The organism is Mycobacterium sp. KBS0706 (assembly GCF_005938675.2).
In the GTDB taxonomy this organism is placed as follows: Bacteria; Pseudomonadota; Alphaproteobacteria; order DSM-16000; family Inquilinaceae; genus Inquilinus.
In genome coordinates this window covers 13,027-39,391 of record NZ_VCCH02000078.1, presented here as the reverse complement: position 1 = coordinate 39,391, position 26,365 = coordinate 13,027, and the positions used below count along the sequence as shown (strand labels likewise).

Here is a 26,365-nt window from a genome sequence, read left to right as displayed (position 1 = left end):
AACATGCTGGCCGGCCGCTCATAGATCTCGCGCGGGGTGCCGAACTGCTCGACCACGCCACGGTTCATCACCGCGATCTTGTCGGCCATCGCCATGGCCTCGAGCTGGTCGTGGGTGACATAGACCGTGGTCGCGCTCAGTCGGTTGTGCAGCCCCCGCAGCTCGCCGCACATCAGCGCCCGGAACTCGGTGTCGAGCGCGCCGAGCGGCTCGTCCATCAGGAAGGCCTGCGGCTCGCGCACCAGCGCCCGGCCCAGCGCCACCCGCTGGCGGTCGCCGCCGGACAGGCCGGAGACCGGGCGGTCGAGCAGATGGTCGATGCGCAGCAGGCGCGCCGCCTCCTCGACCCGCCGCGCGATCTCCCGCGCCGGCATGCCCTGGCATTTCAGCGGGAAGCCAACATTCCGGCGGACATTCATGTGCGGGTACAGGGCGAAGAGCTGGAACACGAAGGCGATGTCGCGGGCCCGGGCGCGGTCGAAGGTGACGTCGCGGCCACCCAGGAGGATGCGGCCACTGGTCGGCAGCTCCAGCCCGGCGATCATGCGCAGGGTGGTGGTCTTGCCGCAGCCGGACGGGCCCAGCAGCACGAAGAACTCGCCATCGGCGACGGTGAAGCTGGACTCCCGCACCGCGGTGAAGTCGGCGAAGGCCTTGTGCAGATGCTCGACCCGGATCTCGGCCATGGCGTCCTCAATCCGGGAAGTGGCTGACGATGATGAAGCCGACCGTGCCGGCCAGGATCGTCACGAAGGACCAGGAGTAGAGCGTCAGCGACAGCGGCTGCATCAGCATGACGATGCCGATGGCGATGGCCGCGGTCGCCGCCGCCTCCCACGGGCCGCGGCGGAACAGCCGGCACCGGCGGCGGGCGGGGAGGGGAGGAGCGCTCATTTCCGCACCGCGCCGAAGGTGATGCCGCGCAGCAGATGGCGCCGCAGCAGGATAGTGAAGACCAGGATCGGCACCAGGAAGATCGTGGTCCCGGCGGCCACGGCCGGCCAGTCCTGCCCGCCCTCGCCGATGATGATCGGGATGAAGGGCGGCGCGGTCTGGGCGGTGCCGGAGGTCAGCAGCACGGCGAAGGCGTATTCGTTCCAGGCGAAGATCAGACAGAAGATCGCGGTCGCGGCGATGCCGGTCGCGGCCTGCGGCAGCACCACCTTCACGAAGGCCTGGAAGCGGGTGTAGCCGTCGATCAGCGCCGCCTCCTCGTATTCCCTCGGGATCTCGTCGATGAAGCCCTTCAACAGCCAGACCGCGAGCGAGACATTGACCGAGGTGTAGAGCAGGATCATGCCCAGCCGCGTGTCGGACAGGCCGATCTCGCGGTACATCAGGTAGATCGGGATGGCGACCGCGATCGGCGGCATCATCCGGGTCGACAGGATGAAGAACAGCAGGTCGTCCTTCAGCGGCACCCGGAAGCGCGAGAAGCCATACGCGGCCAGCGTGCCCAGCGCCACCGCCAGCACGGTCGAGCCGAAGGCGATGATCAGCGAGTTGATGAAGCGCGGGATGTAGTTCGACGGCCCGGCGATCACCATGTTGCGCGACCGCGCTTCCTCCTCGCACATCCCCTGCGGCGGGCCCAGGCTCTGGATGAATTCCGGTGTCTGGCGGGTGCGGGTGGTGAACAGGTTGCAGTAGCCCTCGAGGGTGGGGGTGAACACCACCTTGGGCGGGTAGGAGATCGAATCCTGCGGCGACTTCAGCGAGGTCAGCCCGATCCACAGCAGCGGGATCATGGTGATGACCGCGTAGAGGATCACGACCGCGCCGGCGAAGCGGCGCCCGGCCGGCGTCGGCTCGACCACGGAATGGGCGGTGTTGGCGGCGCTCATCGCTGCTTCACCCGGTTGAGGGCCTTGACGTAGATGTTGGCCAGGCCGAACACGCTGACGAACAGGATCACGGCGAAGGCCGAGGAATAGCCGGTGCGCCAGCTCTCGAAGGCGGCGCGCTTCAGGGTGATCGACGCCACTTCGGTGGTCGACCCGGGCCCCCCGCCGGTCAACAGGTTGACCATGTCGAACATCTTGAAGTTCTCGATGCCGCGGAACAGCACCGCCAGCATGATGAAGGGCAGCGCCATCGGCACGGTGATCGACCAGAACCGCCGCCAGGCCGAGGCGCGGTCGACCTCCGCCGCCTCGTAGATGTAGTCGGGGATCGAGCGCAGCCCGGCCAGGCAGATCAGCATGACGTAGGGCGTCCACATCCAGGCATCGACGATGATGATCGCCCAGGGGCTCAGCGTGACGTCGCCCAGCATCTGGAAGGAGGACGGGTCGCCGCCGGTGAAGAAGGTGACCACGTAGTTGAACAGCCCGATCTGCGGTTGGTACAGGAAGGTCCAGAAGTTCCCGACCACCGCCGGCGACAGCATCATCGGCAGCAGGATGATGGTGGTCCACATGCCGTGGCCGCGGAACTTCCGGTCGATCAGCATGGCCAGGGCGAAGCCCAGCAGCGTCTCGATCACGATCGTCCAGATCACGAAATGCGCCGTCACCTGCATCGCCGCCCAGATGTCGGGGTCGGTCAGGATCCGCTGGTACCAGTCGAGGCCGACCCAGTTGACCGGCGCGTTCGGCCGGTTGGCCCGGTAGTTCGTGAACGACAGGTAGACCGTCCAGACCAGCGGGAAGATGTTGATCGCCAGCAGCAGCAGGATGGTCGGCGTGATGAACAGCCAGGCGATCGCCTTGTCCGACAGGCCCCGGACCCGGCGCGCCACCCCGATCGGGGTCGCGGCGGCGGCGCGGAGCGCGAGCTGCGACGGCGTGCTCAGATCATTCATGGATCCGGACCGGGAGGTGGGGCGGGGGTTCGGACGGGCGGGGCCGGGGCCCCGCCCAGGGATCGGGTTCAGATCTTGCCGTCCTCCTTGAAGACGTCCGCCCAGTCCTTGACCAGGGCGTCGAGCGCCTCCTGGGCGGTGCCCTGGTTGGCGACGACATAGTCGTGGATGCGCTTCTGCTCGGCCTGCATCAGCTGGGCGTAGGACGGCTCGGCCCAGAAATCCACGACCTCGCCCATCGCCTTCAGGAAGTCGGCGGCGAAGGGGGCGGTGGCGGTGAAGCCCGGGTCGTTCAGCACCGATTTGGCGCAGGAATAGCCGCCCAGGGCCCACCACTTCTTCTGCACCTCGGCCGTGGCGAACCACTTGATATAGGCCAGCGCCTGGTCCTGGTTCTTCGAATAGGAGACGACGGAGATGCCCTGGCCGCCGAGCTGCGAGCCATGCACCTTCTCACCCGGGTTGACGAAGAAGCCGATCTTGTCGCCGCCGACATTCGGGTCTTTGTACAGGCCCGGGAAGAAGGCGAACCAGTTCATCTGCAGCGCCACCTGGCCGGATTTGAAGGCGTCGAGATTCTCCTGCATGTAGGAGTTCGAATAGCCCGGCGGGGTGCAGCAGTCGTATAGCTTCTTGTAGGCCTCGAGCCCCTTCACTGCGTCGGCCGAGTTGACATGGCCCTGCATGTCGTAGGGCTTGTCGGCGGCCTGGTACTGGAAGCCGTAGGGGTAGAGGAAGTTCGCCACCCCCATGGTGATGCCTTCCGAGCCGCGCTCGGTGAAGATCGCGGCGCCGTACACCTTCTTACCGTCGATCTCGCGGCCCTGGAAGAACTGGGCGATGTCGTGCAGCTCGTCGAGCGTCTTCGGCACGTCCAGCTCGCGGCCGAATTTCTGCTTGAACTCGGCCCTCAGCTCCGGCCGCGCGAACCAGTCCTTGCGATAGGTCCAGCCCAGCGCATCGCCCATCGCCGGCAGGGCCCAGTAGTTCGGCGTGTTCTTCGGCCATTCGGAATAGCCGACCACCGTCGCCGGCATGAAGTCGTCCATGCTGATGCCGTTCTTGTCGAAGAAGTCGTTCAGCTTGACGTAGTGGCCGTTCTCGGCCGAGCCGCCGATCCACTGGGAATCGCCGATGATGACGTCGCACAGGGTGCCATGCGAGTTCAGTTCGTTCAGCATCCGATCGGCGAAGTTCGGCCAGGGCACGAATTCGAACTTCATTGGCGTGCCGGTCTTGGCGGTGAAGTCCTTCGACAGCTCGACCAGCGCATTGGCCGGGTCCCAGGCGGCCCAGCACAAAGTCAACGGATTGGATTGAGCGTGGGCCTGCTGCATCGCGAGGCCGGCCACCAAGGCGACGGCAGACACCGTCATCGCCACAACGGAGCGTCTCTTCATCAATGTCCTCCCCAGGATCGGCCTCGTATTGGAGGCCCGTCCGGCTTGACACCTGGCGGCGTCTTCAGCCGGCTTGTTTCGTTATTTGTTTAGTAACGCATGTTTCACTAAACATGGCAAGCGCGAGTTTTCGCGGCCGAGCGCGGGGCTGGCCGGGATGCCGAGATTCGACGCGAAGCCCCGCCGGCATTCCGGCGGGGCGTGTGTCATCGCCGCTCGGTCGCGGCCGTCATCCTCAGAAATTCTGCCAGTCGCCGCTGGCCTCGAAGGCCGCCGCGGCCTGGTAGATCGCGGCCTCGGCATAGTCCTTGCCGACCAGCATCAGCCCGATCGGCAGGCCGCTGCCGAGGCCGCAGGGCAGGGACATCGCCGGATGGCCGGTGACGTCGAATTGCGAGGTGTTGCCGATCATCTCGAAGGCCCGGGTGACGATCTCGGTGATCGAGGCGCCCGGCTCCGGCAGCGGCGTCGCCTTGATCGGCAGGGTCGGCATCAGCAGCAGGTCGTAGGACGCGAAGGCCGCGTCATAGGCCGCCTTGATCCGGCGCGCCTGGTTCTGCGCCTTGGCGTAGTAGCGGCCGCGGTAGTGGCTGATGAAGTACTGGGCGGTGAGCATCGATATCTTGAGGCTCTCGGACAGGTCGTCGGCCCGCTCCCGCCACGCCGCATGCGCATCGATCAGGCCGACATTGTAGAGGCCCTTCCAGTTCATCCCCATGCCGTTGCCCAGCATCATCTGCCATTGCAGGCCTTCCAGCGCGATCGGCGTCCAGATCGAGGCGGCGACCAGATGCTCGGGGATCGAGATCTCGGCGATCTCGGCGCCGAGCACGCGGAACCGCTCCGCCCCGGCCAGCACCTTCTCCTTCACATCCGCTTCCAGGTTGGCGCCGGCGAAGCCCTCGGTGACGACGGCGATCTTCATCCCCTTCACCCCGCGGTCGAGCTCGCCGGTGTAGGAGGTGACCTTGGGCGCGTATTGCCGCGGGTCGAGCCCGTCGGGGCCGGCCAGCACCTCCAGCAGCAGGGCATTGTCGGCCACCGTCGCGGTCATCGGCCCGGTGTGGTCGATGGTGGATTCGATCGGCATCACGCCGGTGTAGGGCACCAGCCCGTGGGTCGGCTTCATGCCGTAGATGCCACAGAAGGAAGCGGGCATGCGGATCGACCCGCCCTGGTCGCCGCCGATCGCCATGTCGACCGCGCCGGCCGCGACCAGCGCACCGCTGCCGGAAGAGGAGCCGCCGGCCGAATAGCCGCGCTTGCGGGGGTTGTGCACCGGCGCGGGCTCGGAGGTGTGGCTGCCGCCGGACAGGCAGAAATACTCGCACACCGCCTTGCCGAGGATGGTGGCGCCGGCGTCGAGCATGCGGGTGACGATGGTGGCGTCGAGGTTCGGGACATAGCCTTCGAGGGTCGAGGCGCCGTTCATCATCGGCACGCCGGCGAGGCAGACATTGTCCTTCAGCGCGACCGTCTTCCCGGCCAGCTTGCCGGTTGGCGCGCCCTTCACCTCGCTCTTCCAGTACCAGGCGTTGAGCGGGTTCTCCGCCGGGCCCGGCCGATAGCCGGGCGTGCGCGGATATTTCACCATCGGCACCTCGTCCGGCAGCGCGTCGACCACGTCATAGGCGGCGAAGCTGCCGGCCATCAGCGACAGGTACTCCGCCGCCTGGTCGGTGGTCAGGTGCATGCCCAGGCCGGCCGCGATGTCGACCAGCTGCGGAACGGACGGACGGGTGACGGCCATGCTGTTCTCCCTTGTCGGGCGTGGACGGAACGGTGATGCGGCCATGGCGGCCGGGCGGCTACGCCATGCCGACGAACTCGGCGACCAGCTCGGGGTTGCGGAACTGCTCCGGCGCCAGGCTGCCGGTGATCCGGCCCTTCTGGATGGTCAGGATGCGCTGCGACAGCGCGGCGATGAAGTCGAGATTCTGCTCGACCAGGATCAGGGTCAGGCCGCGGCGGGCGCGCAAGCCCCCCAGCGTCTCCACGATCTCCTCGATGATCGAGGGCTGGATGCCCTCGGTCGGCTCGTCGAGCAGCAGCAGCTTCGGCCGCATGCACAGGCAGCGCGCCAGGGCCAGCAACTGCTGCTCGCCGCCGGACAGGGCACCGCCGCGCCGGTCGAGCAGGCGCTGCAGCCGCGGGAACTCGGTCAGCACCTCCTCGATCACAGCGCGGTCCTCGCGGGCCGCCGCCATGCCCATGCGCAGGTTCTCCATGACCGACAGGTTCGGGAAGATCTCGCGTCCCTGCGGCACGAAGCCGATGCCGGCCTTGGCGCGCGCGGCCGTCGGCACCTTGGTGATGTCGCTTCCCTCGAAGCTGACCGTCCCGGCCGTGGCGGGCAGGTAGCCCATCAGGGTGCGCATCAGCGTGGTCTTGCCCATGCCGTTGTGGCCGAGGATGCCGACCGACTCCCCGGCCTCGACCGCGAAGCTGACCCCCGCCAGGATCGGGATGCGGCCATAGCCGCCATGCAGGCCCTGGACCCTCAGCATCACGCCGCGACCTTCTTGCCGAGATAGACGTCGCGCACCCGGCCGTCGCGCAGCACCGCGTCGACCGTGTCCTCCATCAGCACCCGGCCCTGGTGGAACACCGTGACCGTCCGGGCGATCATGCGGATGAACTGCATGTCGTGCTCGACCACCACCAGCGCGCGGGACTGGTTGATCTCGCGGATCAGCTCGGCGGTGCGCAGCACCTCGTCATGGGTCATGCCGGCCGCCGGCTCGTCGAGCAGGATCAGCTCCGGATCGGCCGCGATCACCGTGCCGATCTCGACCCATTGGCGCTGGCCGTGCGACAGCTGGCCGACCAGGGTCCCGGCCTGGGCGGTCAGGCGGATCTTCTCCAGCACCTCGTCCACCACGGCCGCCGTGCGCAGCGGCGTGTGGGTGCGGCGGGCGCCGAGCCAGATGTTCTCGCGCACCGACAGACCGTTGAACACGTTCGGCACCTGGGTCTTGATGCCGACCCCGAGCCGGGCGATCTCATGCGGGCTGGCGCCGGCGACCGGCCGGCCGCGGAAGCGGATGGTGCCGGCACTGGGGGCCAACTGGCCGGTCAGCATCTTGAAGAAGGTGCTCTTGCCGGCACCGTTCGGCCCGATCAGGCAGCGCAGCTCGGCCTCGCGCAGGGTGAAGTCGACCTCGCTGACCGCGGTCACCCCGCCGAAGCGCATGGTCAGGGCCTTGGTCTCGAGCAGCGGGACCGGCGTCGCCATCACTCGGCCTCCTTCAGCGCGCCGAGGCTGTCGGTGGTCCGGGCGGCGCGTCGGCGGATCAGGGCGAAGATCCGGCCGCAGAGATCCTGCACCGTCGGCACCAGCCCCTTGCGCAGCAGCAGCACGAAGGCGATCAGGATGACGCCCAGCACCAGATTGGCGTTGAACGTCTGCTGCGTGCCGATCTGCGCCACCAGGTACTGGATCAGGACGCAGCCGATCACCGGCCCGATCAGGGTGCCCAGGCCGCCGACCGTGACCCAGATGATGATCTCGGCCGACAGGGCGAGGCTGAAGATCGTCGGGCTGACGAAGGCGCCCCAATTGGCATAGAGGCAGCCGGCCAGCCCGGCGATGCTGCCGCCGATCACGAACACGCCGAGCTTGGTCAGGCGCGGATCGTAGCCGAGCAGGGCGGCGCGGGTCTCGTTCTCGCGAATCGCCACCGCCACCCGGCCGAAGCGGCTGGCCAGCAGCAGCCGCAGCAGCAGGTAGACCAGGATCAGGGCGCCGCCGGTGACGAACCACAGCTCCTCCGGGTCGAGGAGATAGTCGGGATTGCCCGGGGCGTTCAGGCCGGGGATCGACGGCATGCCGTTGAAGCCGCCCAGCGCCGCCTCGCCGATGCGGTACTCGTCGCCGGCGGTGGAGTTCACCAGGTTGAACAGGATCAGCGTCACCGTCAGCGTGATCACGCCGAGATAGACGTCGCTGATCCGGCCGTAGAACATGAAGTAGCCGAGCACCAGGGCGAAGCCTGCCGGCACCAACACCGCGACCGCCACGGCGCCGGTGCTGTCGCCGAAATTGATCGCAGCGACGGCATAGGCGTAGGCGCCGAGGCCGAAGAAGGCGGTCTGGCCGAAGGACAGGATGCCGCCATAGCCCCAGATGAAGCCGAGGCTCAGGGCCAGGATGCCCATCGCCGCGAACAGCGTGTATTGCATCAGGTCGAAGATCTCGACCTCCTGCGGCATCACCACGACGGCGGCGATCGCCGCGGCCAGCGCCGCTGCCTGCCCGAGCTTGGAGAGATGACCGGTCATAGGCTGCGCCCGAAGAAGCGGCCGGAGATGCCCTGGGGCAGCACCCGGATCAGGATGATCGCCGAGACGAACAGCGTCACCTCGCCGAACACCGGCGTGGTCAGATAGGCCGCCATCTGGTTGATGAAGCCGAACAGCCCGGCGGCCGAGGCGGTGCCGGCCAGGATCGCCGAGCCGCCGCCGACCACGGTGATGAAGGCCTTGGCGACATAGGCCGCGCCCATGGTCGGCACCACGCCGGAGACCGGCGCCAGCAGCCCGCCGGCCAGGCCGGTGATGGCGGCGCCGACGGCGAAGGTGGCCATGTAGACCCGGTTCGGGCTGACGCCCAGGGCGGCCGCCATGTTCGGGTTCTGCATCGTCGCCCGCGCGATCAGCCCCAGGCGGGTGTAGCGCAGCACCGCCCAGACCGCGGCCAGCAGCAGCACCGCCATCGCCACCAGGAACAGGGTGTAGAGGCTGGACCGGTAGGCGCCGATCGAGAAGCCGCCGAGCGGCGTCGGCACGCCCTGGATGGTGTTGCCGTAGATCGTCGTCACCAGCCCGACGATGAACAGGCTGAGGCCCCAGGTGGCGAGCATGGTGTCGACCAGCCGGCCGTAGAGGAAGCGGATCAGGCAGCGCTCGATCACCAGGCTGACCGCGCCGACGAACAGCGGCGACACCACCAGCATCGCCACCCAGATGTTCACCCCGGCATTGGTCGAGACCACGGTGGCGTAGGCGCCCAGCATCAGGAACTCGCCATGGGCCAGGTTGATGATGCGCATCATGCCGAAGATGACGGCCAGGCCGGTGCACAGCAGGATCAGGGACGCGACGCCGTTCAGGACGTCGAGCGCGAGTATGGCGGCGAGATCCATCGGTCCGGCCCCGCTCAGACCTTGATCACGTATTGCTGGTTGTCGGTCGGCTTGTCGATCAGGTTGCAGACCGCCGCGGTGTCGGCGGGCGGCTGCTGCTCATAGGTCGCGACCACCGAGAAGTGCCGGTCCTTGACGCTGCCGAGATAGGCGTTGCGGGTGGCGTGATGGGTGGCGTGGTCGAGCACGACCTTGCCGGTCGGCCCGTCGAAGCTGATGCCGCTCTCCAGCGCCTCGATCACCTTCATGCGGTCGAGCGAGCCTGCCTTCTTCGCGCCTTCGAGCCACAGATAGAAGCCCTCATAGGTCGCGGCGGCGATCTCGGAGATGTAGGGGATGTCGGCGCCGAACTTGTCCTTCAGCTTCTTGACGTAGGTGGCGCTGGCCGGGGTCGTCAGCTCCTCGAAATAGCCATAGGCGGCGAGGACGCCGTCGCTCTCCTGCGCGTCCAGCGTGGTCTGCTCGTTGACCAGGCCGAAGGTGGTCGAGGCGATCGGGATCTGCTGCTTCATCCCGGCCGAGGCCCATTGCCGGTAGAAGGCGGTGTGGTTGCCGCCGACCAGGGCCGACAGGATGATGTCCGGCTTGGCGGCCTGGATCTTGCTGATCGTCGGGCCGAAATTGGTCACGTCCAGCGGGAAGAAGTCGGTCGACAGGATCTCGCCGCCATTGTCCTGGACGTATTTGGTCATCCACTTGGCGGTGATCTGGCCGTAATTGTAGTCGGCGGCGATGATGTAGGCCTTCTTGCCCCAGCTCTGCATCGCCGAGGGGACCAGCTTCTCGACCGTCTGGGCCGGGGTGGTGCCGGTGCAGAAGATGTTGCGGTCGCAGACGCCGCCCTCGTACAGCGTGTTGTAGAAGTACAGCACCTTGAACCGGTCGAAGATCGGCCGGATCGCCTCGCGCGAGGCCGAGGTGATGCCGCCATGCACGATCGCGACCTTGTCCTTGAGCGCGAGCTGCTGGGCGTACTGGCTGTACATCTGGATCGTCGACTGGGTGTCGTAATGCACCAGCTTCAGCGGCCGGCCCAAGAGGCCGCCGGCGGCGTTCGCCTCCTCGATCGCCAGCTGCAGGCTGGCGACCATCGGCACGCCGGTGGCCGCGAGCGGGCCGGACTGGTCGTGCAGGCTGCCGACCAGGATCGGGTCGTCGGCGCCGAGGGCGCCGTGCCGCAGGATCGCCGGGCTGGCCAGCAGGCCGGCCGCCGACAGGGCCGTGGTCTTCAGAACGTCGCGCCGCGAGATCCGCATGTGCCGCCTCTCCTGCTGTTCATTTTTGGATTGGAGATATATGAAACGGCAATTAATGATATGGCAATAGATTTATCGGCCGGCTCAGAAGCTGGCGATCACGCGGAAGTCGAGTCCGTCGGCCTCGGCCAGATGCACGGCCCGGCGAGGCGCCGGCCGCGGCCGTCCCGCCAGGGCGTGCAGCGCGTCGTAGCAGGACTGGCAGAAGGAATTCGGGGTCGGCGCCTGGGCCCCGAAGCTGGCGTGGTAGCGTTCCAGGAAGCCGTCATTGCCGGCCGAACGCAGCGTCGCCAGATAGGTCGCGGTGATGTAGAGGCCGGCCGAGGCCTCGGCGCCGATGCCGTACAGCACGGTCTCGTCGGTCGCCAGCGCGAAGCGGAGGTGGCGGCGGTCGAGGCCCTTCTCGGCGAAGGCGCGGCTGAACGTGATGGCTTCCTGGCCCAGCAGCAGCAGGATCACCACATCCGCCCGGGTCCGCCGGATCGCCGCGAAGACCGGGTCGTAGTCCCGCGCGCCGTAGGGCAGGAAGCTCTGGCCGACCAACGTGCCGCCGCCGTCGCGGATCAGCGCCCGGGCGACGGCGCTCGACACCTGCGGCCAGACATAGTCGTTGCCGACGATGAAAAAGCGCCGAGCGCCGCGCTCCTCCGACAGCCAGTGCAGGCCCGGCCGCAGCAGTTCGGCCGCGGTGACGCCGGTCGCCGTGACGCCGGCCTCGATCCGGCCGCCCTCATATTGCGGGGTGTAGAGATAGGGGCGGCGGCCCCGCACTGCCGCGGTTACCGCCTCGCGCATGTCGCTCGGATGCATGCCGACCAGCAGGTCGACCTCGTCCAGCACGATCAGGTCGTCGGCCGCTTCCGCCGCCTCCGCCACGGTGCCGCCGGCATCGCCGAGGACCAGGTCGACCGGGTGGCCGCGGATGCCGCCGCGGGCGTTGATCTCGGCGACGGCCAGCAGGGCGCTGGCTTCGGTCGAGGGGGACCACAGGCCGGCCGGCCCGTCCCGCGGCAGCAGCAACCCGATCTTCACGCCAAATCCCTCGCAGGCTGGACGCGCTGACGGAGTGCCGCATCGCCCGTCGAGCGCGGCTTCGAGTTTGTCGACAATCCAATGCAATGACTATGCCAGCCCGGCTGCCTGGGCTGGGCGGCCTGCGGTTGCGGCGGCATGCCATAAAAACCGGCGAAGCGGCCCTGCATGCCCATGTTCTGGGCAGCGCCGATGCCGGGGCGGGGTCCTGCCGGTCTTGAAAGCAGCGCCCGTCCCGCGTATTTACTTCCGAACTCATCTAATGAAATTTCGACGGTCGCCATGACGCCGGAACGCCTGGAAGACCAGCTGGCCTACCTCATTGCCGGCGTGAACCGTCAATTCGAGGAAGAGCTCAGGGAAAAGCTGCGTCCCCAGGGGGTGCCGATCGAGCAGTCCCGGGTGCTCGGCCTGCTCGCCGACGGCCAGGGCCGGCCGATGACCGAGCTGGCCGAGCAGGTCTTCGTCGAGGCGCCGACCCTGACCAAGATCATCGACCGCATGGTGGCGCAGTCGCTGGTCGTCCGCGCGCCCGACCCGAACGACCGGCGCCGCGTCCTGATCTACGCGACCAGGCGCGGCCAGGCGCTGTGGGAGAAGATCGGCGGCTACGCGACCGAGCAGCAGAAGCGCGTCCTCGATCGTTTGTCTCCTGCCGACCTCACCCGGCTGACCGAGATCCTGCGCGGCCTGATCGCGGAGTAGGGCGTCAGCGCTTGGCGCTGATCTCGTCGCAGATGTGCAGGGTGACCGGCCCGTCCAGGATCGGCTTTGCCGTAGCGAAGAAGGCTGCGACGGCGGTGGAGCCGTTGTGCGTCTCCATGGCGTCGCGGTCGCGGAACCGCTCATAGGTGGTGAAGACCGCCGGCGTCTCGGCGTCCCGGGAGACGAAGAAATCTATCGTGCCGGGCTCAGCGGCTTGGACATGCGCCGCGACGGCGAGGAGCGCCGCCTGCAGCTCGGCCTCCGCTCCCGGTTTCGCGTGCAGGATCGCCGTGATCGTGATCATTCTGTCCGGGTCCCCATGTCTGGATTTAACCTCTGTACCGTAATTTCAGATTATTGAATATTCAACTAACTGAACCGCTGAGAGGGAAGACGGAATGCCGCTGATGCGTCGGGCGCTGCTGCGCCGGGTCGGGGAGCCGCTGGAGATCGGGACCGCGCCGGTGCCGGAGCCGGGGCCGGGCGAGATCCTGATCCGGGTCGCCGCCTGCGGCGTCTGCCATTCCGACCTGCATGCGGTCGATGGCGACTGGGGCGAGCCGCCGAAGATGCCGCTGATCCCCGGCCATGAGGTGACCGGCCATGTCGTGGCGCACGGCCCCGGCGTCGACCGGCCGGCCATCGGCGCCGCCGTCGGCGTGCCCTGGATGGCCGGCGCCTGCGGCCGCTGCGCCTGGTGCCGGGCGGGGATGGAGACGATCTGCCCGGAGGGCGGCGCCACCGGCTTCAGCTGCGACGGCGGCTATGCCGAATACATGGTGGCGCGGGCGGACTACGTCGGCCTGATCCCCGACGGCGTCGACCTCGTCCGCATCGCCCCGATCCTGTGCGCCGGGGTCACCACCTATCGCGGCCTCCGGCGCAGCGAGGCGCGGGCGGGGGAGTTCGTCGCCATCATCGGCGCCGGCGGCCTCGGCCATGTCGCCGTGCAATATGCCTGCGCCATGGGCTTCCGCCCGATCGTGCTCGACGTCGATCTGGCCAAGCTCGACCTCGCCCGGCGACTCGGCGCCGAAGCGGTGGTCACGGCCGGGCCCGACGCGGCCGGAACCGTGACAGCCCTGACCGGCGGCGGCGCCGCGGCGGCGATCGTCATCGCCCCGGCACCGGCCGCCTTCGAGCAGAGCCTGGCCCTGATCCGGCCCGGCGGCACCGCCGTCTTCATCGGCTTGCCGGGCGGCGGGCGCGATGCGATCCGGCTGTCGATCGCAGCCATCTCGAACTGGGAGAAGTCGATCCGCGGCTCCAATGTCGGCACCCGCCAGGACCTGCAGGAGGCGGTGGATTTCGCGGCCCGCGGCCTGGTCGCGGCGACGGTCGAGACGGTGCCGTTCGACCAGGTGAACGAGGCGCTTTCACGACTGCGTCGGGGAGAGGTCCTGGGACGGCTGGTGCTGGATTTCAGCCGGTAGGCCAGCCAATCCACTGCCCTTGCGGCTAAGCTACGTCCGGGAGGTCGGTCAGGAGGCGAACGAAGAGGCGGCCACTCGGTGACAGCGGCCGGTCGACGGCCCAGATCAGCGAGAACTGGGTCGTGTAGCGGAACGCCTCGGCGCCGCCGACCTCACGCAGCCGGTATGTCGGCGCCAGCATCTCGGCATAGTGCGTCGGCAGGAAGCCGACGAAGCCGCCGCCGGCGACCATCGTGGCCACCGCCTCCAGGCCGAAGGCGACCGCGATGCGCTTCAGGTCCAGATGGCGGGCCAGGGTCTGGGTGCGCCGGTCGTTGGTCCGGGTGACCAGGGCGAAGCCGCGCCGGTTCAGCTCCGCGAGCCCGGGCGGCGGCTGCACATCCGCGGCGATGTAGAGGCGGAACTCCTCGGTGAAGAGCGAACGGTAGTCCAGCCTGGGGTTGCCGGCAGGCTGGCCGCTGACGGCGAGATGCAGGCGCCGCTCCGAGATGCCCTCGATCAGCTCGTCCGGCAGGCCGATCGACAGGTTGAGCGTCACGTCGGGCGCGATCTCGCGGAACCGGGCCAGGGCGCCGACCAGCCGGCAGCGCGGATTGGACAGGCAGTTGTCGGCGATGCCGATGCGCAGCTCTCCGGTCAGGATGTTGCGGGCGAGGTTGAGCTCGTGCCGCACCGTCTCCAGCGCGTCGCAGGCGGCGATGGCGGCCTGGAGCGCGCTGGCGCCGAAGGCGGTCAGCTCGAACCCCGCCGGGCCGCGGAAGCACAGCCGGGCGCCGAGCCGGGTCTCCAGCGACTGCAGGTGGCGGCTGATCGTCGATCGCTCCATGCCGAGCGGCCGTTCGGCCGCGGTGAGGCCGCCGGCCTCGGCCACGGCGCGGAAGATGCGCAGGAGCCGGAGGTCCGCCTCGCTGATCGGCGGCACGGGCGCGTGCGTCAGCTGGTCCATGTTGCATCCCCTACAAGCACGGTTTCGTCGACCGTCATCCTCGGCGCGCCCGATCGGCGCCTACGCTTCGGCATCCCAGTAACGACCGGGCGGATGCTCAATCGCCGAGCAGTTGCCGAAACAACCGGCACCATCCGCCGCCAGTATTCGGAGGACCCATGGCGTTGCCGCTGACCGTACCGCCTTCGCTGAAGCATCAGAGCTTCCTCTGGTCTCCGATCTGCACCGATCTCGACCGGCTCGACGCACATGTCGCGATCCTCGGCATTCCCTATGGCAGCGCCTACGACGCCGCGGCCATCACCAACGACCAGACCAAGGCGCCGGACGCGGTGCGGGCGGCGACAGACCGGGTCTGCCGCAGCCTGGAGCGCTACGACTACGACGTCGGCGGCCCGATCTATGGCGGCCGGGCGCTGAAGGTGGTCGATGTCGGCAACGTGCCGGCCGACATGACCGATCTCCGCAGCCACTATCGCCGCGCCGAGGAAGCGGTACGCAAGATCCTTGCCGCGGGCGCCATGCCGGTCACGATCGGCGGCGACCACGGCATCCCGATCCCGATCCTGCGCGCCTTCGAGGGCCGCGGCCCGATCACCCTGGTCCAGGTCGACGCCCATATCGACTGGCGCGACGACGTGAACGGCGTCCGCGACGGCCTGTCCAGCCCGATGCGGCGGGCGTCGGAGATGGCGCAGATCGGCGAGATCTTCCAGATCGGCATGCGCGCGCAGGGCAGCGCCCGGCCGGAGGAGGTGGCGACCGCGGCGGCCTACGGCGCCAACATCATCCCCGCCTATGAGGTGCATGACGGCGGCATGGAGGCGGTGCTCGACCGCATCCCGGACGGCGGCCAGTACTACATCACCATCGACGCCGACGGGCTGGACCCCAGCGTCATGCCGGCGGTCGAGGGGCCGGCGCCCGGCGGCCTGACCTTCCACCAGGTGCGCAAGCTGATCCATGGCCTGGTGCGCAAGGGCCGCGTGCTGGGCATGGACATCGTCGAGATCACGCCGTCGGCGGATGTGAACATGATCACCGCCATCACCGCCGGGCGGCTGATCGTCAACCTGATCGGCGCCGCGGTCCGGGCCAACTACTTCGACGCCCCACCGGCCTGAGGCGATCTCCAACCAGAACAACCAAACCGCAACAGAGAGGCACTGCCATGTCACGGATCAATCGCAGAGCGTTCGGTCTCCTCGCAGGCGGTGCCTGCCTGGTCCTGGCGGCCGTCCAGCCAGCGCTGGCCGAGACCACGCTGGAGAAGATCAGGCGGACAGGGGAACTGACGGTCGGGACGGAGGCCGCGTTCCCGCCCTTCGAATTCGTGCAGGACGGCAAGATCGTCGGCTACGGCTCGGACATCCTCGCCGAGGTCGAGAAGGCGCTCGCCGTCAAGACCATGCACCAGCTCGACCTGCCCTGGCAGGGCATCCTGCCGGGCGTGCTGGCCGGCAAGTTCGACTTCGTCGCCACCACCGTCGGCATCAACGAGGAACGTGCCAAGCGCTACGCCTACACGCTGCCGATCGCCGACGGCATGCCCTATGCGATGAAGCGCAAGGGCGATGCGATCGCCAAGGTCGAGGACCTGAACGGCAAGGTGGTGGCCACCCAGCTCGCCTCCTCGACCGAGCCGGTGGCGCGAGCCCTCGACGCCAAGCTCAAGGCCTCCGGCGGCGCCGGCTTCAAGGACCTGAAGCTGTTCACCGCCTTCCCCGAGAGCTATGTGGCGCTGGCCAATGGCGAGGTGGATGCGGTGATCCAGTCGCTGCCGAGCCTCGCCGTTCTGGTGAAGGAGCGGCCGGATGTCTTCGAGCTGGCGACGCCGACGCCGGTGGACGGCGGCTACACCTATCTCGCCTGGGTGACGCGGCCCGACGACAAGGACCTGCGCGACGCCATCTCCCAGGTCATCCGCATGATGCGCGACGACGGCCGCCTCGGCGCGCTGCAGAAGAAATGGTTCGGCTTCGAGATGACGATCCCGGACAGCGGCTACCTGCCGCCCGGCGCGATGTGAGGGCTGGCGCGAGGGAAGGGACCGGCGATGGGCTTCAACCTCGACTTCCTGCTGTCGGTCCTGCCGCGGCTGGCCGCGGCGGCGACAGTGAACATCCGCCTGGCGGCCGCGGTCATGCTGCTGGCGCTGCTGTCCGGGACGGCACTGACGATCCTGCGCTCGCTCAAGATCGTGCCGGTCAACGCCGCCGTCGCCGTGGTCATCAGCTTCGTGCGCGGCACGCCGCTGCTGATCCAGATCTTCATCGCCTACTATGTGCTGCCGGCGGTCGGCCTCGACCTGTCGCCCGAGGTCGCCGGCGTGGCCGCCATCGCCTGCAACAGCATGGTGTTCGTCAGCGAGAGCATGCGCGGCGGCCTCGCCGCGATCGACAGCGGGCCGATCGAGGCGGCGACTGCGCTCGGCCTGCCGCCGCGGATCATCTGGCTCAAGGTGGTGCTGCCCCAGCTGTTCCGCCGCATCGTCCCGGTCCTGATCAACGAGGCCACCATCGTGGTCAAGGGCACGGCGCTGCTGTCGGTCATCACCGTGGTCGACGTCCTGCGCACGGCCCAGCAGATCGCCAGCGCCAGCTACAGGCCGTTCGAGACGCTGATCGGCGCGGCGCTGGTCTTCCTGGTCCTCAACCTCGCGATCAGCGTGGCCGGCAAGGCCGCCGAGGCCCGCTTCGCCCAGGCGAGGGCCTGACCCATGCCCTTCGATCCCGCCATCCTGCTCGACTACTGGCCGATCCTGCTGGACGGTGCCTGGCTGACCATCAGGGTCTCGGTTGCCGCCTTCGTGATCGGCTATGCCGCCGGCATCGTCGTGGCGCTGGTCGCGCTGGCGCCGGCCCGGCCCGTCCGGTTCCTCGCCGGCGCCTATGTTGAGGCGCTGCGCAACATCCCGTTCATCATCATCCTGTTCGTCGTCTATTACGGCCTGCCCTTCTCCGGCATCCGGCTGCCGGCGACGCTGGTCGGCACGGCGGCGCTCGCGCTGTTCGCCAGCGCCTATTACGCCGAGATCGTGCGGGCCGCGATCCTGGCGCTGCCGCGCGGCCAGTTCGAGAGCGCGCGGGCGATCGGCATGTCGCCGGCGGCGGCGATGCGCCATGTGGTGGCGCCGCAGATCCTGCGCGCGCTGGTGCCGCCCTCCACCAACATGACGCTGACGATGATGAAGGAATCGGCGGTGCTGTCCTCGATCACCGTGCCGGAGCTGACCTATCAGAGCCTGGTGGTGCAGGGGAACACCTTCGCCCCCTTCGAGGTGTTCGCCGCGGTGGCCGCGATCTACTGGCTGATCGCGATCGTCATCGCGGCGCTGTCGCGCGGGCTGGAGCGCCGTGCCGGCGCCGCCCAGGCCGCGAGCGTGACCGGCAACCCGATCGCGGCGCGCTACCTGTCGCTGGAAGCACGGAGGGCGGCGTGAGCCGGGCGCCGGTCCTTCGCGTCTCCGCCCTCCGCAAGCGCTTCCTGGGCACGACCGTGCTCGACGACCTCTATCTCGACATCGAGGAGGGCGAGATCGTCGCCCTGATCGGGCCGAGCGGCTGCGGCAAGAGCACGCTGCTGCGCTGCCTGACCTGGCTGGAGCAGCCGGATGACGGCTTCATCGAGGTGGCGGGCCGGCCGTTCGGCCGCGAGATCGGCCGCGGCGGCCTGGTCCGCCGCCAGGGCCGGTGCGAGATCGACGCGCTGCGCCCGAAGATCGGCCTGGTGTTCCAGCAGCTCAACCTGTGGCCGCATATGACCGCGCTGGAGAATCTGGTGCGGCCGCAGATGGTGGTGCTGGGCCGGCCGCGCGCGGAGGCGACGCGGCGGGCCGAGGAGCTGCTGGGCCGGCTCGGCCTCGCCGACCGGGCCGGGCGCCACCCGCAGGCCCTGTCGGGCGGGCAGCGGCAGCGCGTCGCCATCGCCCGGGCCCTGGCCATGGAGCCGGCGCTGATGCTGTTCGACGAGCCGACCTCGGCGCTCGACCCCGAGCTGGTCGGCGAGGTGCTGGGCGTCCTCCGCGGCCTCGCCGCCAGCGGCATGACCATGCTGGTGGTGACCCATGAGATCGGCTTCGCCGCCCATGTCGCCGACCGCATCGCCTTCATGGACCAGGGCCGCATCGTCGAGGAGGGCCCCGCGCGCGACATCATCGCCGCGCCGCGGGAGCCGCGCCTGCGCGGCTTTCTCGACCTGGTGCTGTCGCGCCACGGTCCGGCCCCCGATACCACAATCCTCGAGACGGAGTAGGACATGTCCCGCGTCAACCGGCCCTATGTCGGCATCCCTTCCTTCCTGCGCGCCCGGATCTGCGAGGATCTGTCGACGCTGGAAGCCGCCATCGCGGTGCTCGGCGTGCCGTTCGACGAGGGCTCGCCCTTCCTGCCCGGCAGCCGCTTCGCGCCGCGGGCGCTGCGCGAGCATTCACTGCGCTTCTACGGCAGCGGCCGCGGCTATTACGACCCGGAGACACGGCGCGAATACCTGGTCGAGGAGATGGCGCAGGGGCTGATCGCCGATGCCGGCGACGTCGACATCCACCCGGCCAATGCGGAGCGGACCTTCGCCAACATCACGGCGTCGGTCCGGGCCATCCTCGACCGCGGCGCGATGCCGGTGGTGCTCGGCGGCGACCATTCGATCACCTATCCGGTGTTCCGCGCCTTCGACGAGACGCTGCACGTCATCCATTTCGACGCGCACACCGACTACGCGCCGTTCGAGAACGACCTGAGCCGCACGAACAGCCACGCCTTTCGCCACATCGCCGGCATGCCGAATGCGTTGAGCCTGACCCAGGTCGGCATCCGCAGCCTGCGCCATTCGCCCGACCAGGTGGAGCCGATCATCGCCGCGGGCAACCGGGTGATCCCGATGGGCGAGTTCCGGCGTCTCGGCCCGGCCGGCATCGCCGAGCTGCTGCCGGCCGGGTCGCGCGTCTATGTCAGCATCGACGTCGACGCGATGGACATGTCGCTGGTGCCGGGCTGCGTCTCGGCCGAGCCGAACGGCATGAGCTATCCCGAGCTGCGCGACAGCCTGAAGGCGATCGCCGAGCGGCACGAGGTCGCCGCCTTCGACTTCGTCGAGGTCAACCCGCCGCTCGATGTCGGCACCGGCGTCACCGCCTATCTCGGCGCGCTCACCGTCATCGAGTTCCTCGGCCAGATCTGCGCCCAGCCGCGCTGGGCCGCGCGCCGCCGCACCAAGGCCGCCTGAAGCAGGAGAGCATCATGCCCACCGAACGCGACGTCATCCCCGCCACCCGCGGCAAGGCCGTGCGCCTCGCTGCGGGCGAGGCAGTCAGGGTCGTCAACACCCATGGCTCCCAGGTGGTCGACACCTGGGCCTTCTGCGCCGAGGACATGGCGCATCACATGTCGATGGAGCACACGCGGGTGGAGAACGGCCGACTGATGCCGGCGGCCGGGCAGACCCTGTTCACCAACCGGCGCGAGCCGATCCTGGTGCTGGAGGAGGACACGTCGCCCGGCATCCACGACACGCTGATGGCGGCCTGCGACCGCTGGCGCTACGAGCATCTCGGCTGCACCGAGTATCACCGCAATTGCGCCGACAACATGGTCGAGGCGATGGCGGCGATCTGCCTGTCCGCCGACCGCGTGCCGCAGCCGCTGAACCTGTTCATGAACATCCCGGTCAACGCCGATCTCAGCCTGACCCAGGGCAAGCCGGTGACCAGGCCGGGCGACCATGTGCTGCTGCGGGCGGCGCGCGACTGCGTCGTCGTGTTCTCGGCCTGCCCGCAGGACATCACCCCGATCAACGGCGCCGGCCGCAAGCCGACCGAGGCGCATGTCGAGCTGCTGCGGTAGGGAGAGCCTCGCCTTACAGGCGGTCCGCCCTGGCTTTCAGGACGCGGTAGACGAGACTGCGCAGGGCCTTCAACTGAGTCAGCCAGGAGGATGGCAGAGGCATCGCGGATCTCCCCGATCAAGCGCCGTGGCGGCGCGGGTGGAGGGGCAAGGTCGAGGCATCGCTGTGGCCGCCCTGGTGCGCCTGCGGCACTGGCGCGACGGGCACGGGCTGCCGGCGGGTGAGGTCGAGGTCGTAGGTCACCCGGGCGCCGTAGCGGCCGGGCGCCTGCGGGTCGTGGCGCAGCTTGTCGAAGGCGAGGAGCCGGGTGCCGAGCCCGAACGCCTCCTTCAGGTCGTGGGTGACCATGACCACGGTCATGCCGTGCTGGCGCCACAGCGGCGTCAGCAGCGCGTGCATCTGCAGCCGCGTGCCGGGGTCGAGCGCGCCGAACGGCTCGTCCAGCAGCAGCACCTTCGGCCGCTTGGCCAGGGCCTGGGCGATCGCCAGCCGCTGCTGCATGCCGCCGGACAGGGCGCTGGGGTGCTTGTCGCGATGGGCTGCCAGCCCGACCGCGTCGAGCAGCGCCTCGCTCTCCTCGACCGCGCGGCGGCGGGCGGGGCCGAACAGCCGGCCCAGCACCGGGCTGGCGGCGAATTCGAAGCCGGCCAGGACATTGCCCAGCACGGTCAGATGCGGGAACACGGAATAGCGCTGGAAGACGATGCCGCGGTCCGGCCCCGGCTCGTCCGGCAGCGGCGTGCCGTCGAGCAGCAGGCGGCCGCGGCTCGGCCGTTCCTGGCCCAGCAGCAGGCGCAGGAAGGTGCTCTTGCCGCAGCCGGACGGGCCGACGATGGTGACGAAGGCGCCCGGGGCGATGTCGAGGTTGATCGCCTCCAGCACGATCTGGTCGCCATATTCGACCCAGACGTCGCGGGCGGCGATCGCGCTCATCGCCGTCCCGCGTCATAGGCCCAGGCGAAGGCGCCGCGGGCGAGGCGGGCCAGCGCCAGGTCCATCAGGAAGGCCAGTAGCGTGATCCAGGCGACATAGGGCAGGATCACATCCATCGCCAGATAGCGGCGGACCAGGAAGATGCGGTAGCCGAGGCCGCTATCCGCCGCGATCGCCTCGGACGAGATCAGGAACAGGAAGGCGGGGCCGAGCGACAGGCGCAGCGCCTCGATCAGCCGCGGCAGGATCTGCGGCAGCACCACCCGCAGCACCGTCTGCCAGGTCGAAGCGCCGAGCGTCTGCGCCTTGATCAGCTGCTCGCGCGGAATGGCGCCAACGCTCATCGCCAGGTCGCGCACCAGGAACGGGGCGATGCCGATCACGATCAGCACCACCTTGGACAGCTCGCCGAGGCCGAAGACGATGAACAGGATCGGCAGCAGCGCCATCGGCGGAATCATCGACACGACCGCGACCACCGGCCCTAGCGTCGCATCGGCCAGCGGCAGGATGCCGAGCGCGGTGCCGAGGGCGAGGCCGATCAGCGTGGCGACGGCGAGGCCGATCACCAGGCGCTGCAGGCTGGCGGCGGTGTCGGCGACGAGCGTGATCTCGCCGCTGCGGCGGTCGGGCTCGGTCGCCAGCCGCGTGGCGGTGTCGGCCATCTCGGCGACCGGCGGCAGCAGCTTGTCGCCCGGGTTGGCGGCGCGGCGCTCCGCCGACCCCATCACATAGATGCAGGCCAGAATCAGGAAGGGCAGCAGCGCCAGCAGCAGGCGGGTGCCGCGGCCCGGCGCGATGTTCATGGCGCGGCGCATGGCGGGGCTCGGGTCAGAGCTTGCCGTCGGCCGCCAGCGCCATGAAGGTCGGGTCGAAGCGCAGCTTGACGTTGCCGGCATCGCCCAGCGTCCCGCCCTTGGCGAAGCCGATGCCGACCGCGTCCTTGCTGCGCGCGCCTTCGCCGAGCAGGCCGTGGTCGAAGGAGAAGCTGCGCACCAGATCCATGGTGCGCACCAGGTCCGGGCTCTCGCTGAACGCCACCGCCTCCTTCGGATCGGCGAACAGCCGGGTCGCCGCCAGCTGGACCTCGAAGCCGGCCAGGTCGGTGCCGGACTGCTTCGCCATCGCCTCGCGCGCCACCCGGCCCTTCTCGCCGGGGTCGGTCACCAGCGCCAGGGTCTCGAACCAGATGCCGACCAGCGCCTTGCCGAAATCGGGGTTGTCCTTCAGCGTCTCGGTGTTGACACCCATCAGGTCGATGATCTCACCGGGCACCTTGGTGCTGTCGAAGAGCAGCTTGGCGCCCGGCTCGGCCTTCACCTCGGCCAAGAGGGGGTTCCAGGTGACGACGCTGGCCACGTCCGGCGACTTGAAGGCGGCGACGATGTCGGCGTCGGAGGTGTTGATCACCTTCACGTCCCGCTCCGACAACCCGGCCGCGTCCAGCGCCCGGGCCAGCAGGTAGTGCGACACCGACAGCTCGACCAGGTTCAGGCTCTCGCCCTTCAGCGCGGCGACGCTGCCGGCGGTCTTCGAGACGATGCCGTCATTGCCGTTCGAGAAGTCGCCGACGATCAGCGCCGTGGTGTCGACCCCGCCCGCGGCCGGGATGGTCAGCGCGTCCATGTTGGTCAGGGTCACGCCGTCGAACTTGCCGGCGGTGAACTGGTTGATCGATTCGACGTAGTCGTTGATCTGCACGACATTGATGGTGATGCCGTACTTGTCGGCCCATTTCTTGACGATGCCGGTCTCGGCCGCATAGGGCCACGGCATCCAGCCGACATAGATGGTCCAGGCGACGTCGAAGCTCTTCTTCGGCGCGGCCTCGGCCTGGGGGGCGGAGAGGGCGACGATCGCGGTGAGAAGGAGGGCGGCAAGCTTCGGCAGCGGCATCGGGAAACTCCTCGCTGAGGCGGCCATCGGCCGGTTTCGCCACAAGGAGGTTCGCCGCGCGTGGGAGGCCGGTCCGCGGCAGCGAACCCGTGCAGTGACCTCCCGGGCTTTTGCCCCGCCGTGTCTTCCGCCCATCGCCGGGCCGAAGTGCGTCTCTCGGACCAGCATCGCCACGCGACCGGAACCCTAGACGCTCTGCACGACCCGGAACGATGCAAGCCTCATGCCAGCGCCGCCGGCCGCGCCGATGCGAGGATATGGCGGTCCTCGGGCGATGGCGGTGGTGCGATTTTGGCCGTTTGGCTCGATTTTGAGCACGAAACCTCGGATCGCTGGCCGTCCAGCTCTCTTGCCTGCTTTCGAGAGCGGAACCCTAATCCGTCGCGGCCTGAAGCCCGGCTTCGGACGCCCATTGCGCCCAGGCCCGGCCGACCGAGAGGATGTGCCGGCGCATCGCCTCCTCGGCCGCGGGACCGTTGCGGTCGCGGATCGCGGCCATCACCACCGCATGCTCCCGCTTCGACGCCGGCGGCCGCTCGGCGAGGCGGAACTGCGCGCTGGTGAAGGGCGCCAGCTTCCGGCGCAGGATCAGCACGGTGTCGGCGAGGAAGGCGTTGTGCGCCCCCGCATAGATGGCCTCGTGGAACTCGCGATTGACGACGGGGATCACCTCCCGGTCCTCGCGGGCCAGGGCGTCGTCGCAGCGCAGGAAGACCTCCTCCAGCCGGTCGCGCTCGACGCCGGACATCTTGATCGCGGCCAGCCGGGCGCAGATCGCCTCGGCCTCGCCCAGCGCCTCGAAGAATTCGCCCATATGGGTCGCATGCACCCCGGCGACCACGGCGCCCCGGTGCGGCCGCACATCGACCAGGCTGAGGCCGCCGAGCTGCTTCAGCGCCTCCCGCACCGGGGTGCGCGAGACGCCGAACTGCTGCGCCAGCGAATGCTCGTCGAGGCGAGTGCCGGTGGGCAGCTCGCCGCTGAGGATCGCGCGGGCGAGGTCGCCGGCGATCTGGTCGGTGCGGGTACGCGGGCGGTCCATCGACGACATGTTCGCAGCACGAAGGAAGACTGCTTTTCCAGCCTGCGCGGCCGGCTGACAAGCGGCAAATGCGATGGGTCCGCCGCCGATCCTCACCTGGCGGGCACGTGTTCCACCCGTGCGCCGAGGGCCAGCCAGCTGCGCCAGCCGCCCAGGCTGGTGATCTCCTCGGCCGCGGCGACGGCGAAGGTCTCGCACAGGAAGCCCTTGACCGAGCTGCCGTCCGCCAGCGTCACGGTGCCGATCGTCAGCGGCGGCGGGATCTCGGCGACGAAGCTGCCGAAGCCGGCGGTCGACAGCTCCCAGACCTCCACCTCGATGCCGCCGAGGCCCGCCTCGTCACGGACCAGCCCCGGCCGCTGCGGCACCATCCCGGTCAGGTTGAACAGGCGATAGCCGGCGGCGGTCCGGGTTGAGCGGCACAGCCGCGCGCCGCGCCGGGTCAGCTGGTGGTTCAGCGGCTGGCCCGCGAGATGCCCGCCGACCACGGCGATCTGCACCGTGTCCTGCGTCGTCTCGGTGCTGCTCGCCGCCGCCAGTGGCAGGCCGGAAGGCAGGTGGCCGGTCGCACCGATCGCCAGCCCCTGGTCGCGGTGGAACCGGTCCGCCAGCGTGGCCAGCGCGCCATCGGCGAAGGCCGGCCCGATCAGCGACACGCCGAAGGGCAGCCCGGTGTCTCGGAAGCCGGCCGGCACGGCGGTCGCCGACAAGTCCATCAGGTTGACGAAGTTGGTGTAGGCGCCGAGATTGCTGTTCAGCCGCACCGGGTCGGCCAGGAGATCCTCGATCGTGTAGATCGTGCCGGTGGTCGGCAGCAGCAGGACATCCATTTTCGCCCATTCCGCCTCGGCCAGGCGGGTCAGCCGGGCCAGCTCATAGATGCCCTCGAAGGCGTCGACGGCGCCGAGCTTGTCCGCGCCGAGGATGATGCCGCGCACCACCGGATGAATCGCCTCCGGCTTGGATGCCGCGAAATCGCGGATCGCGGCCAGCCGCTCGGCCACCCAGGGGCCGGAGTAGAGCAGCCGGGCGGCGTCGCGGAACGGCGCGAAGTCGATCGTCACGCGGGTGCCGCCCAGCGCCTCCAGCCGCGCTGCCGCCGCCTCGAACAGCGCCGCCGCGGCCGTGTCGCCGAAGAACTCCAACCCTTCGGCCGGCACGCCGAAGCGGAAGCCCTGCGGCCACGCACCGGGCGCCACGGCCTCGGCGGGGAGGCGGCGGGAATAGGGATCCTCGGCATCGAAGCCGGCCGCGACCCGCAGCACCGCGAGCGCGTCGCCGCTGGTGCCGGCGAAGATCGAGACGGCATCCTGGGTGCGGCAGGCGGGCAGCACGCCGTGGGTGCTGATCGCGCCCTTGGTCGGCTTCAGCCCGACGATGCTGTTGAAGGCGGCCGGCACCCGGCCCGACCCCGCCGTGTCGGTGCCGAGGGCGAAGGAGACCAGCCCCGCCGCCACCGCCACGCCGGACCCGGCGCTCGATCCGCCGGAGACGTAGCGCGCGTCGAACACCGAGCTGCAGATGCCGTAGGGCGACCGGGTGCCGACCAGCCCGGTGGCGAACTGGTCGAGATTGGTCTTGCCGATCAGGATCGCGCCGGCCGCGACCAGCCGCTCGACCACGGTGGCGGAGCGCTCCGGCACGAAGGCGAAGTCGGGGCAGCCGGCGGTGGTCGGCAGCCCGGCGACGTCGATATTGTCCTTGACCGCGAAGGGGATGCCGAGCAGCGGCAGCACCTCGCCGGCCGCGGCCCGGGCCTTGGCCGCGGCGAGCTGCCGCTTGGCCTCCGCGCGCGGCACCAGCGTGATCCAGACCGGCCGCTCGCCGATCTCGGCGATGCGGTTGTAGACGGCGTCGAGCACCGCCTCGGGGGTCAGGTCGCCCGCGGCGTAGGCCTTGACGAGGACGGCGATCTCGAGGCTGGGAACAGTCAT

General features: G+C 69.3%; 28 protein-coding genes and 1 riboswitch. Of the genes, 9 read left to right on the top strand and 19 right to left on the bottom strand.

Going from position 1 to position 26,365, the window contains the following annotated elements:
* From FFK22_RS31175 to FFK22_RS31120, 12 genes are all read right to left on the bottom strand, one after another.
* Nucleotides 1-686: ABC transporter ATP-binding protein (locus FFK22_RS31175; protein WP_143956896.1), on the bottom strand; the 686-nt coding region annotated here is incomplete at its 3' end.
* Nucleotides 687-693: 7 nt separating this feature from the next.
* The gene (locus FFK22_RS31170) at nt 694-894 is read right to left on the bottom strand and encodes a hypothetical protein (RefSeq protein WP_138891351.1); all 201 of its coding nucleotides are present in this window, start codon (nt 892-894) and stop codon (nt 694-696) included.
* The gene (locus FFK22_RS31165; RefSeq protein ID WP_138891352.1) at nt 891-1,844 is read right to left on the bottom strand and encodes a carbohydrate ABC transporter permease; all 954 of its coding nucleotides are present in this window, start codon (nt 1,842-1,844) and stop codon (nt 891-893) included. The genes FFK22_RS31170 and FFK22_RS31165 overlap by 4 nt, the downstream gene beginning before the upstream one ends.
* Entirely contained in the window at nt 1,841-2,803 is a 963-nt protein-coding gene (locus tag FFK22_RS31160) for a carbohydrate ABC transporter permease (RefSeq protein WP_138891353.1), read from the bottom strand. Before FFK22_RS31160 ends, FFK22_RS31165 begins: the two co-directional genes overlap by 4 nt.
* Before the next feature lie 68 nt (nt 2,804-2,871).
* A complete protein-coding gene (locus tag FFK22_RS31155; protein WP_138891354.1) occupies nt 2,872-4,203 on the bottom strand; it encodes an ABC transporter substrate-binding protein in 1,332 nt (443 codons plus the stop codon).
* 235 nt (nt 4,204-4,438) lie between these two features.
* Nucleotides 4,439-5,953, bottom strand: coding sequence for an amidase (locus FFK22_RS31150; protein WP_138891355.1), 1,515 nt, complete (start codon nt 5,951-5,953; stop codon nt 4,439-4,441).
* A 58-nt stretch (nt 5,954-6,011) separates the two neighbouring features.
* A complete protein-coding gene (locus tag FFK22_RS31145) occupies nt 6,012-6,710 on the bottom strand; it encodes an ABC transporter ATP-binding protein (RefSeq protein ID WP_138891387.1) in 699 nt (232 codons plus the stop codon).
* Nucleotides 6,710-7,438: an ATP-binding cassette domain-containing protein gene (locus FFK22_RS31140; RefSeq protein WP_138891356.1), complete on the bottom strand. Its 729-nt coding sequence runs from the start codon at nt 7,436-7,438 to the stop codon at nt 6,710-6,712. The genes FFK22_RS31145 and FFK22_RS31140 overlap by 1 nt, the downstream gene beginning before the upstream one ends.
* A complete protein-coding gene (locus FFK22_RS31135; RefSeq protein WP_138891357.1) occupies nt 7,438-8,484 on the bottom strand; it encodes a branched-chain amino acid ABC transporter permease in 1,047 nt (348 codons plus the stop codon). Before FFK22_RS31135 ends, FFK22_RS31140 begins: the two co-directional genes overlap by 1 nt.
* Nucleotides 8,481-9,347, bottom strand: coding sequence for a branched-chain amino acid ABC transporter permease (locus FFK22_RS31130; protein ID WP_138891358.1), 867 nt, complete (start codon nt 9,345-9,347; stop codon nt 8,481-8,483). Before FFK22_RS31130 ends, FFK22_RS31135 begins: the two co-directional genes overlap by 4 nt.
* 14 nt (nt 9,348-9,361) lie before the next feature.
* Nucleotides 9,362-10,603, bottom strand: coding sequence for an ABC transporter substrate-binding protein (locus tag FFK22_RS31125; protein WP_138891359.1), 1,242 nt, complete (start codon nt 10,601-10,603; stop codon nt 9,362-9,364).
* Between the two features lie 84 nt (nt 10,604-10,687).
* The gene (locus FFK22_RS31120; RefSeq protein ID WP_138891360.1) at nt 10,688-11,635 is read right to left on the bottom strand and encodes a substrate-binding domain-containing protein; all 948 of its coding nucleotides are present in this window, start codon (nt 11,633-11,635) and stop codon (nt 10,688-10,690) included.
* A gap of 282 nt (nt 11,636-11,917) precedes the next feature.
* On the opposite strand from FFK22_RS31120, the gene FFK22_RS31115 reads away from it, so the two are divergent.
* Nucleotides 11,918-12,340 carry a MarR family winged helix-turn-helix transcriptional regulator gene (locus FFK22_RS31115; RefSeq protein WP_138891361.1) on the top strand — a complete coding sequence of 141 codons (423 nt, stop codon included), beginning with the start codon at nt 11,918-11,920 and terminating at the stop codon, nt 12,338-12,340.
* A 4-nt stretch (nt 12,341-12,344) separates the two neighbouring features.
* Here FFK22_RS31115 and FFK22_RS31110 read toward each other — a convergent pair whose 3' ends face one another.
* Nucleotides 12,345-12,644, bottom strand: coding sequence for a putative quinol monooxygenase (locus FFK22_RS31110; protein ID WP_138891362.1), 300 nt, complete (start codon nt 12,642-12,644; stop codon nt 12,345-12,347).
* A 94-nt stretch (nt 12,645-12,738) separates the two neighbouring features.
* Here FFK22_RS31110 and FFK22_RS31105 point away from each other — a divergent pair, with 94 nt between their 5' ends.
* On the top strand, nt 12,739-13,773 hold the full coding sequence (locus FFK22_RS31105; RefSeq protein WP_138891363.1) for an alcohol dehydrogenase catalytic domain-containing protein: 1,035 nt from the start codon (nt 12,739-12,741) through the stop codon (nt 13,771-13,773).
* A gap of 25 nt (nt 13,774-13,798) precedes the next feature.
* Here the strand turns inward: FFK22_RS31105 and FFK22_RS31100 are convergent, their stop codons facing one another.
* Entirely contained in the window at nt 13,799-14,719 is a 921-nt protein-coding gene (locus FFK22_RS31100) for a LysR family transcriptional regulator (RefSeq protein WP_138891364.1), read from the bottom strand.
* Between the two features lie 158 nt (nt 14,720-14,877).
* Here FFK22_RS31100 and FFK22_RS31095 point away from each other — a divergent pair, with 158 nt between their 5' ends.
* The 7 genes from FFK22_RS31095 to FFK22_RS31065 are packed head-to-tail and all read left to right on the top strand — an operon-like array spanning nt 14,878 to nt 20,559.
* Nucleotides 14,878-15,843, top strand: coding sequence for an agmatinase (locus FFK22_RS31095; RefSeq protein ID WP_138891365.1), 966 nt, complete (start codon nt 14,878-14,880; stop codon nt 15,841-15,843).
* 47 nt (nt 15,844-15,890) lie between these two features.
* Entirely contained in the window at nt 15,891-16,748 is an 858-nt protein-coding gene (locus FFK22_RS31090) for a transporter substrate-binding domain-containing protein (protein WP_138891366.1), read from the top strand.
* Between the two features lie 27 nt (nt 16,749-16,775).
* Nucleotides 16,776-17,435 carry an amino acid ABC transporter permease gene (locus tag FFK22_RS31085; protein WP_138891367.1) on the top strand — a complete coding sequence of 220 codons (660 nt, stop codon included), beginning with the start codon at nt 16,776-16,778 and terminating at the stop codon, nt 17,433-17,435.
* Between the two features lie 3 nt (nt 17,436-17,438).
* Nucleotides 17,439-18,161, top strand: coding sequence for an amino acid ABC transporter permease (locus tag FFK22_RS31080; RefSeq protein WP_138891368.1), 723 nt, complete (start codon nt 17,439-17,441; stop codon nt 18,159-18,161).
* Nucleotides 18,158-18,973: an amino acid ABC transporter ATP-binding protein gene (locus FFK22_RS31075; protein ID WP_138891369.1), complete on the top strand. Its 816-nt coding sequence runs from the start codon at nt 18,158-18,160 to the stop codon at nt 18,971-18,973. Before FFK22_RS31080 ends, FFK22_RS31075 begins: the two co-directional genes overlap by 4 nt.
* Before the next feature lie 3 nt (nt 18,974-18,976).
* Entirely contained in the window at nt 18,977-19,942 is a 966-nt protein-coding gene (locus tag FFK22_RS31070; RefSeq protein ID WP_138891370.1) for an arginase family protein, read from the top strand.
* A gap of 14 nt (nt 19,943-19,956) precedes the next feature.
* Nucleotides 19,957-20,559: a DUF1989 domain-containing protein gene (locus FFK22_RS31065; RefSeq protein WP_138891371.1), complete on the top strand. Its 603-nt coding sequence runs from the start codon at nt 19,957-19,959 to the stop codon at nt 20,557-20,559.
* A gap of 118 nt (nt 20,560-20,677) precedes the next feature.
* Here the strand turns inward: FFK22_RS31065 and FFK22_RS31060 are convergent, their stop codons facing one another.
* The 5 genes from FFK22_RS31060 to atzF form a co-directional block, all read right to left on the bottom strand.
* Nucleotides 20,678-21,493 carry an ABC transporter ATP-binding protein gene (locus tag FFK22_RS31060; protein WP_138891372.1) on the bottom strand — a complete coding sequence of 272 codons (816 nt, stop codon included), beginning with the start codon at nt 21,491-21,493 and terminating at the stop codon, nt 20,678-20,680.
* Nucleotides 21,490-22,311, bottom strand: a complete 822-nt coding sequence (locus tag FFK22_RS31055) for an ABC transporter permease (RefSeq protein ID WP_138891373.1) — start codon at nt 22,309-22,311, stop codon at nt 21,490-21,492. Before FFK22_RS31055 ends, FFK22_RS31060 begins: the two co-directional genes overlap by 4 nt.
* A gap of 13 nt (nt 22,312-22,324) precedes the next feature.
* On the bottom strand, nt 22,325-23,389 hold the full coding sequence (locus FFK22_RS31050) for a putative urea ABC transporter substrate-binding protein (protein ID WP_138891374.1): 1,065 nt from the start codon (nt 23,387-23,389) through the stop codon (nt 22,325-22,327).
* A 97-nt stretch (nt 23,390-23,486) separates the two neighbouring features.
* Nucleotides 23,487-23,590, bottom strand: a riboswitch (guanidine-I (ykkC/yxkD leader).
* Between the two features lie 172 nt (nt 23,591-23,762).
* Nucleotides 23,763-24,431 carry a GntR family transcriptional regulator gene (locus FFK22_RS31045; protein WP_138891375.1) on the bottom strand — a complete coding sequence of 223 codons (669 nt, stop codon included), beginning with the start codon at nt 24,429-24,431 and terminating at the stop codon, nt 23,763-23,765.
* A gap of 92 nt (nt 24,432-24,523) precedes the next feature.
* Nucleotides 24,524-26,365 (bottom strand): allophanate hydrolase, encoded by a 1,842-nt coding sequence (atzF, locus tag FFK22_RS31040; RefSeq protein WP_138891376.1) that lies wholly within the window; start codon nt 26,363-26,365, stop codon nt 24,524-24,526.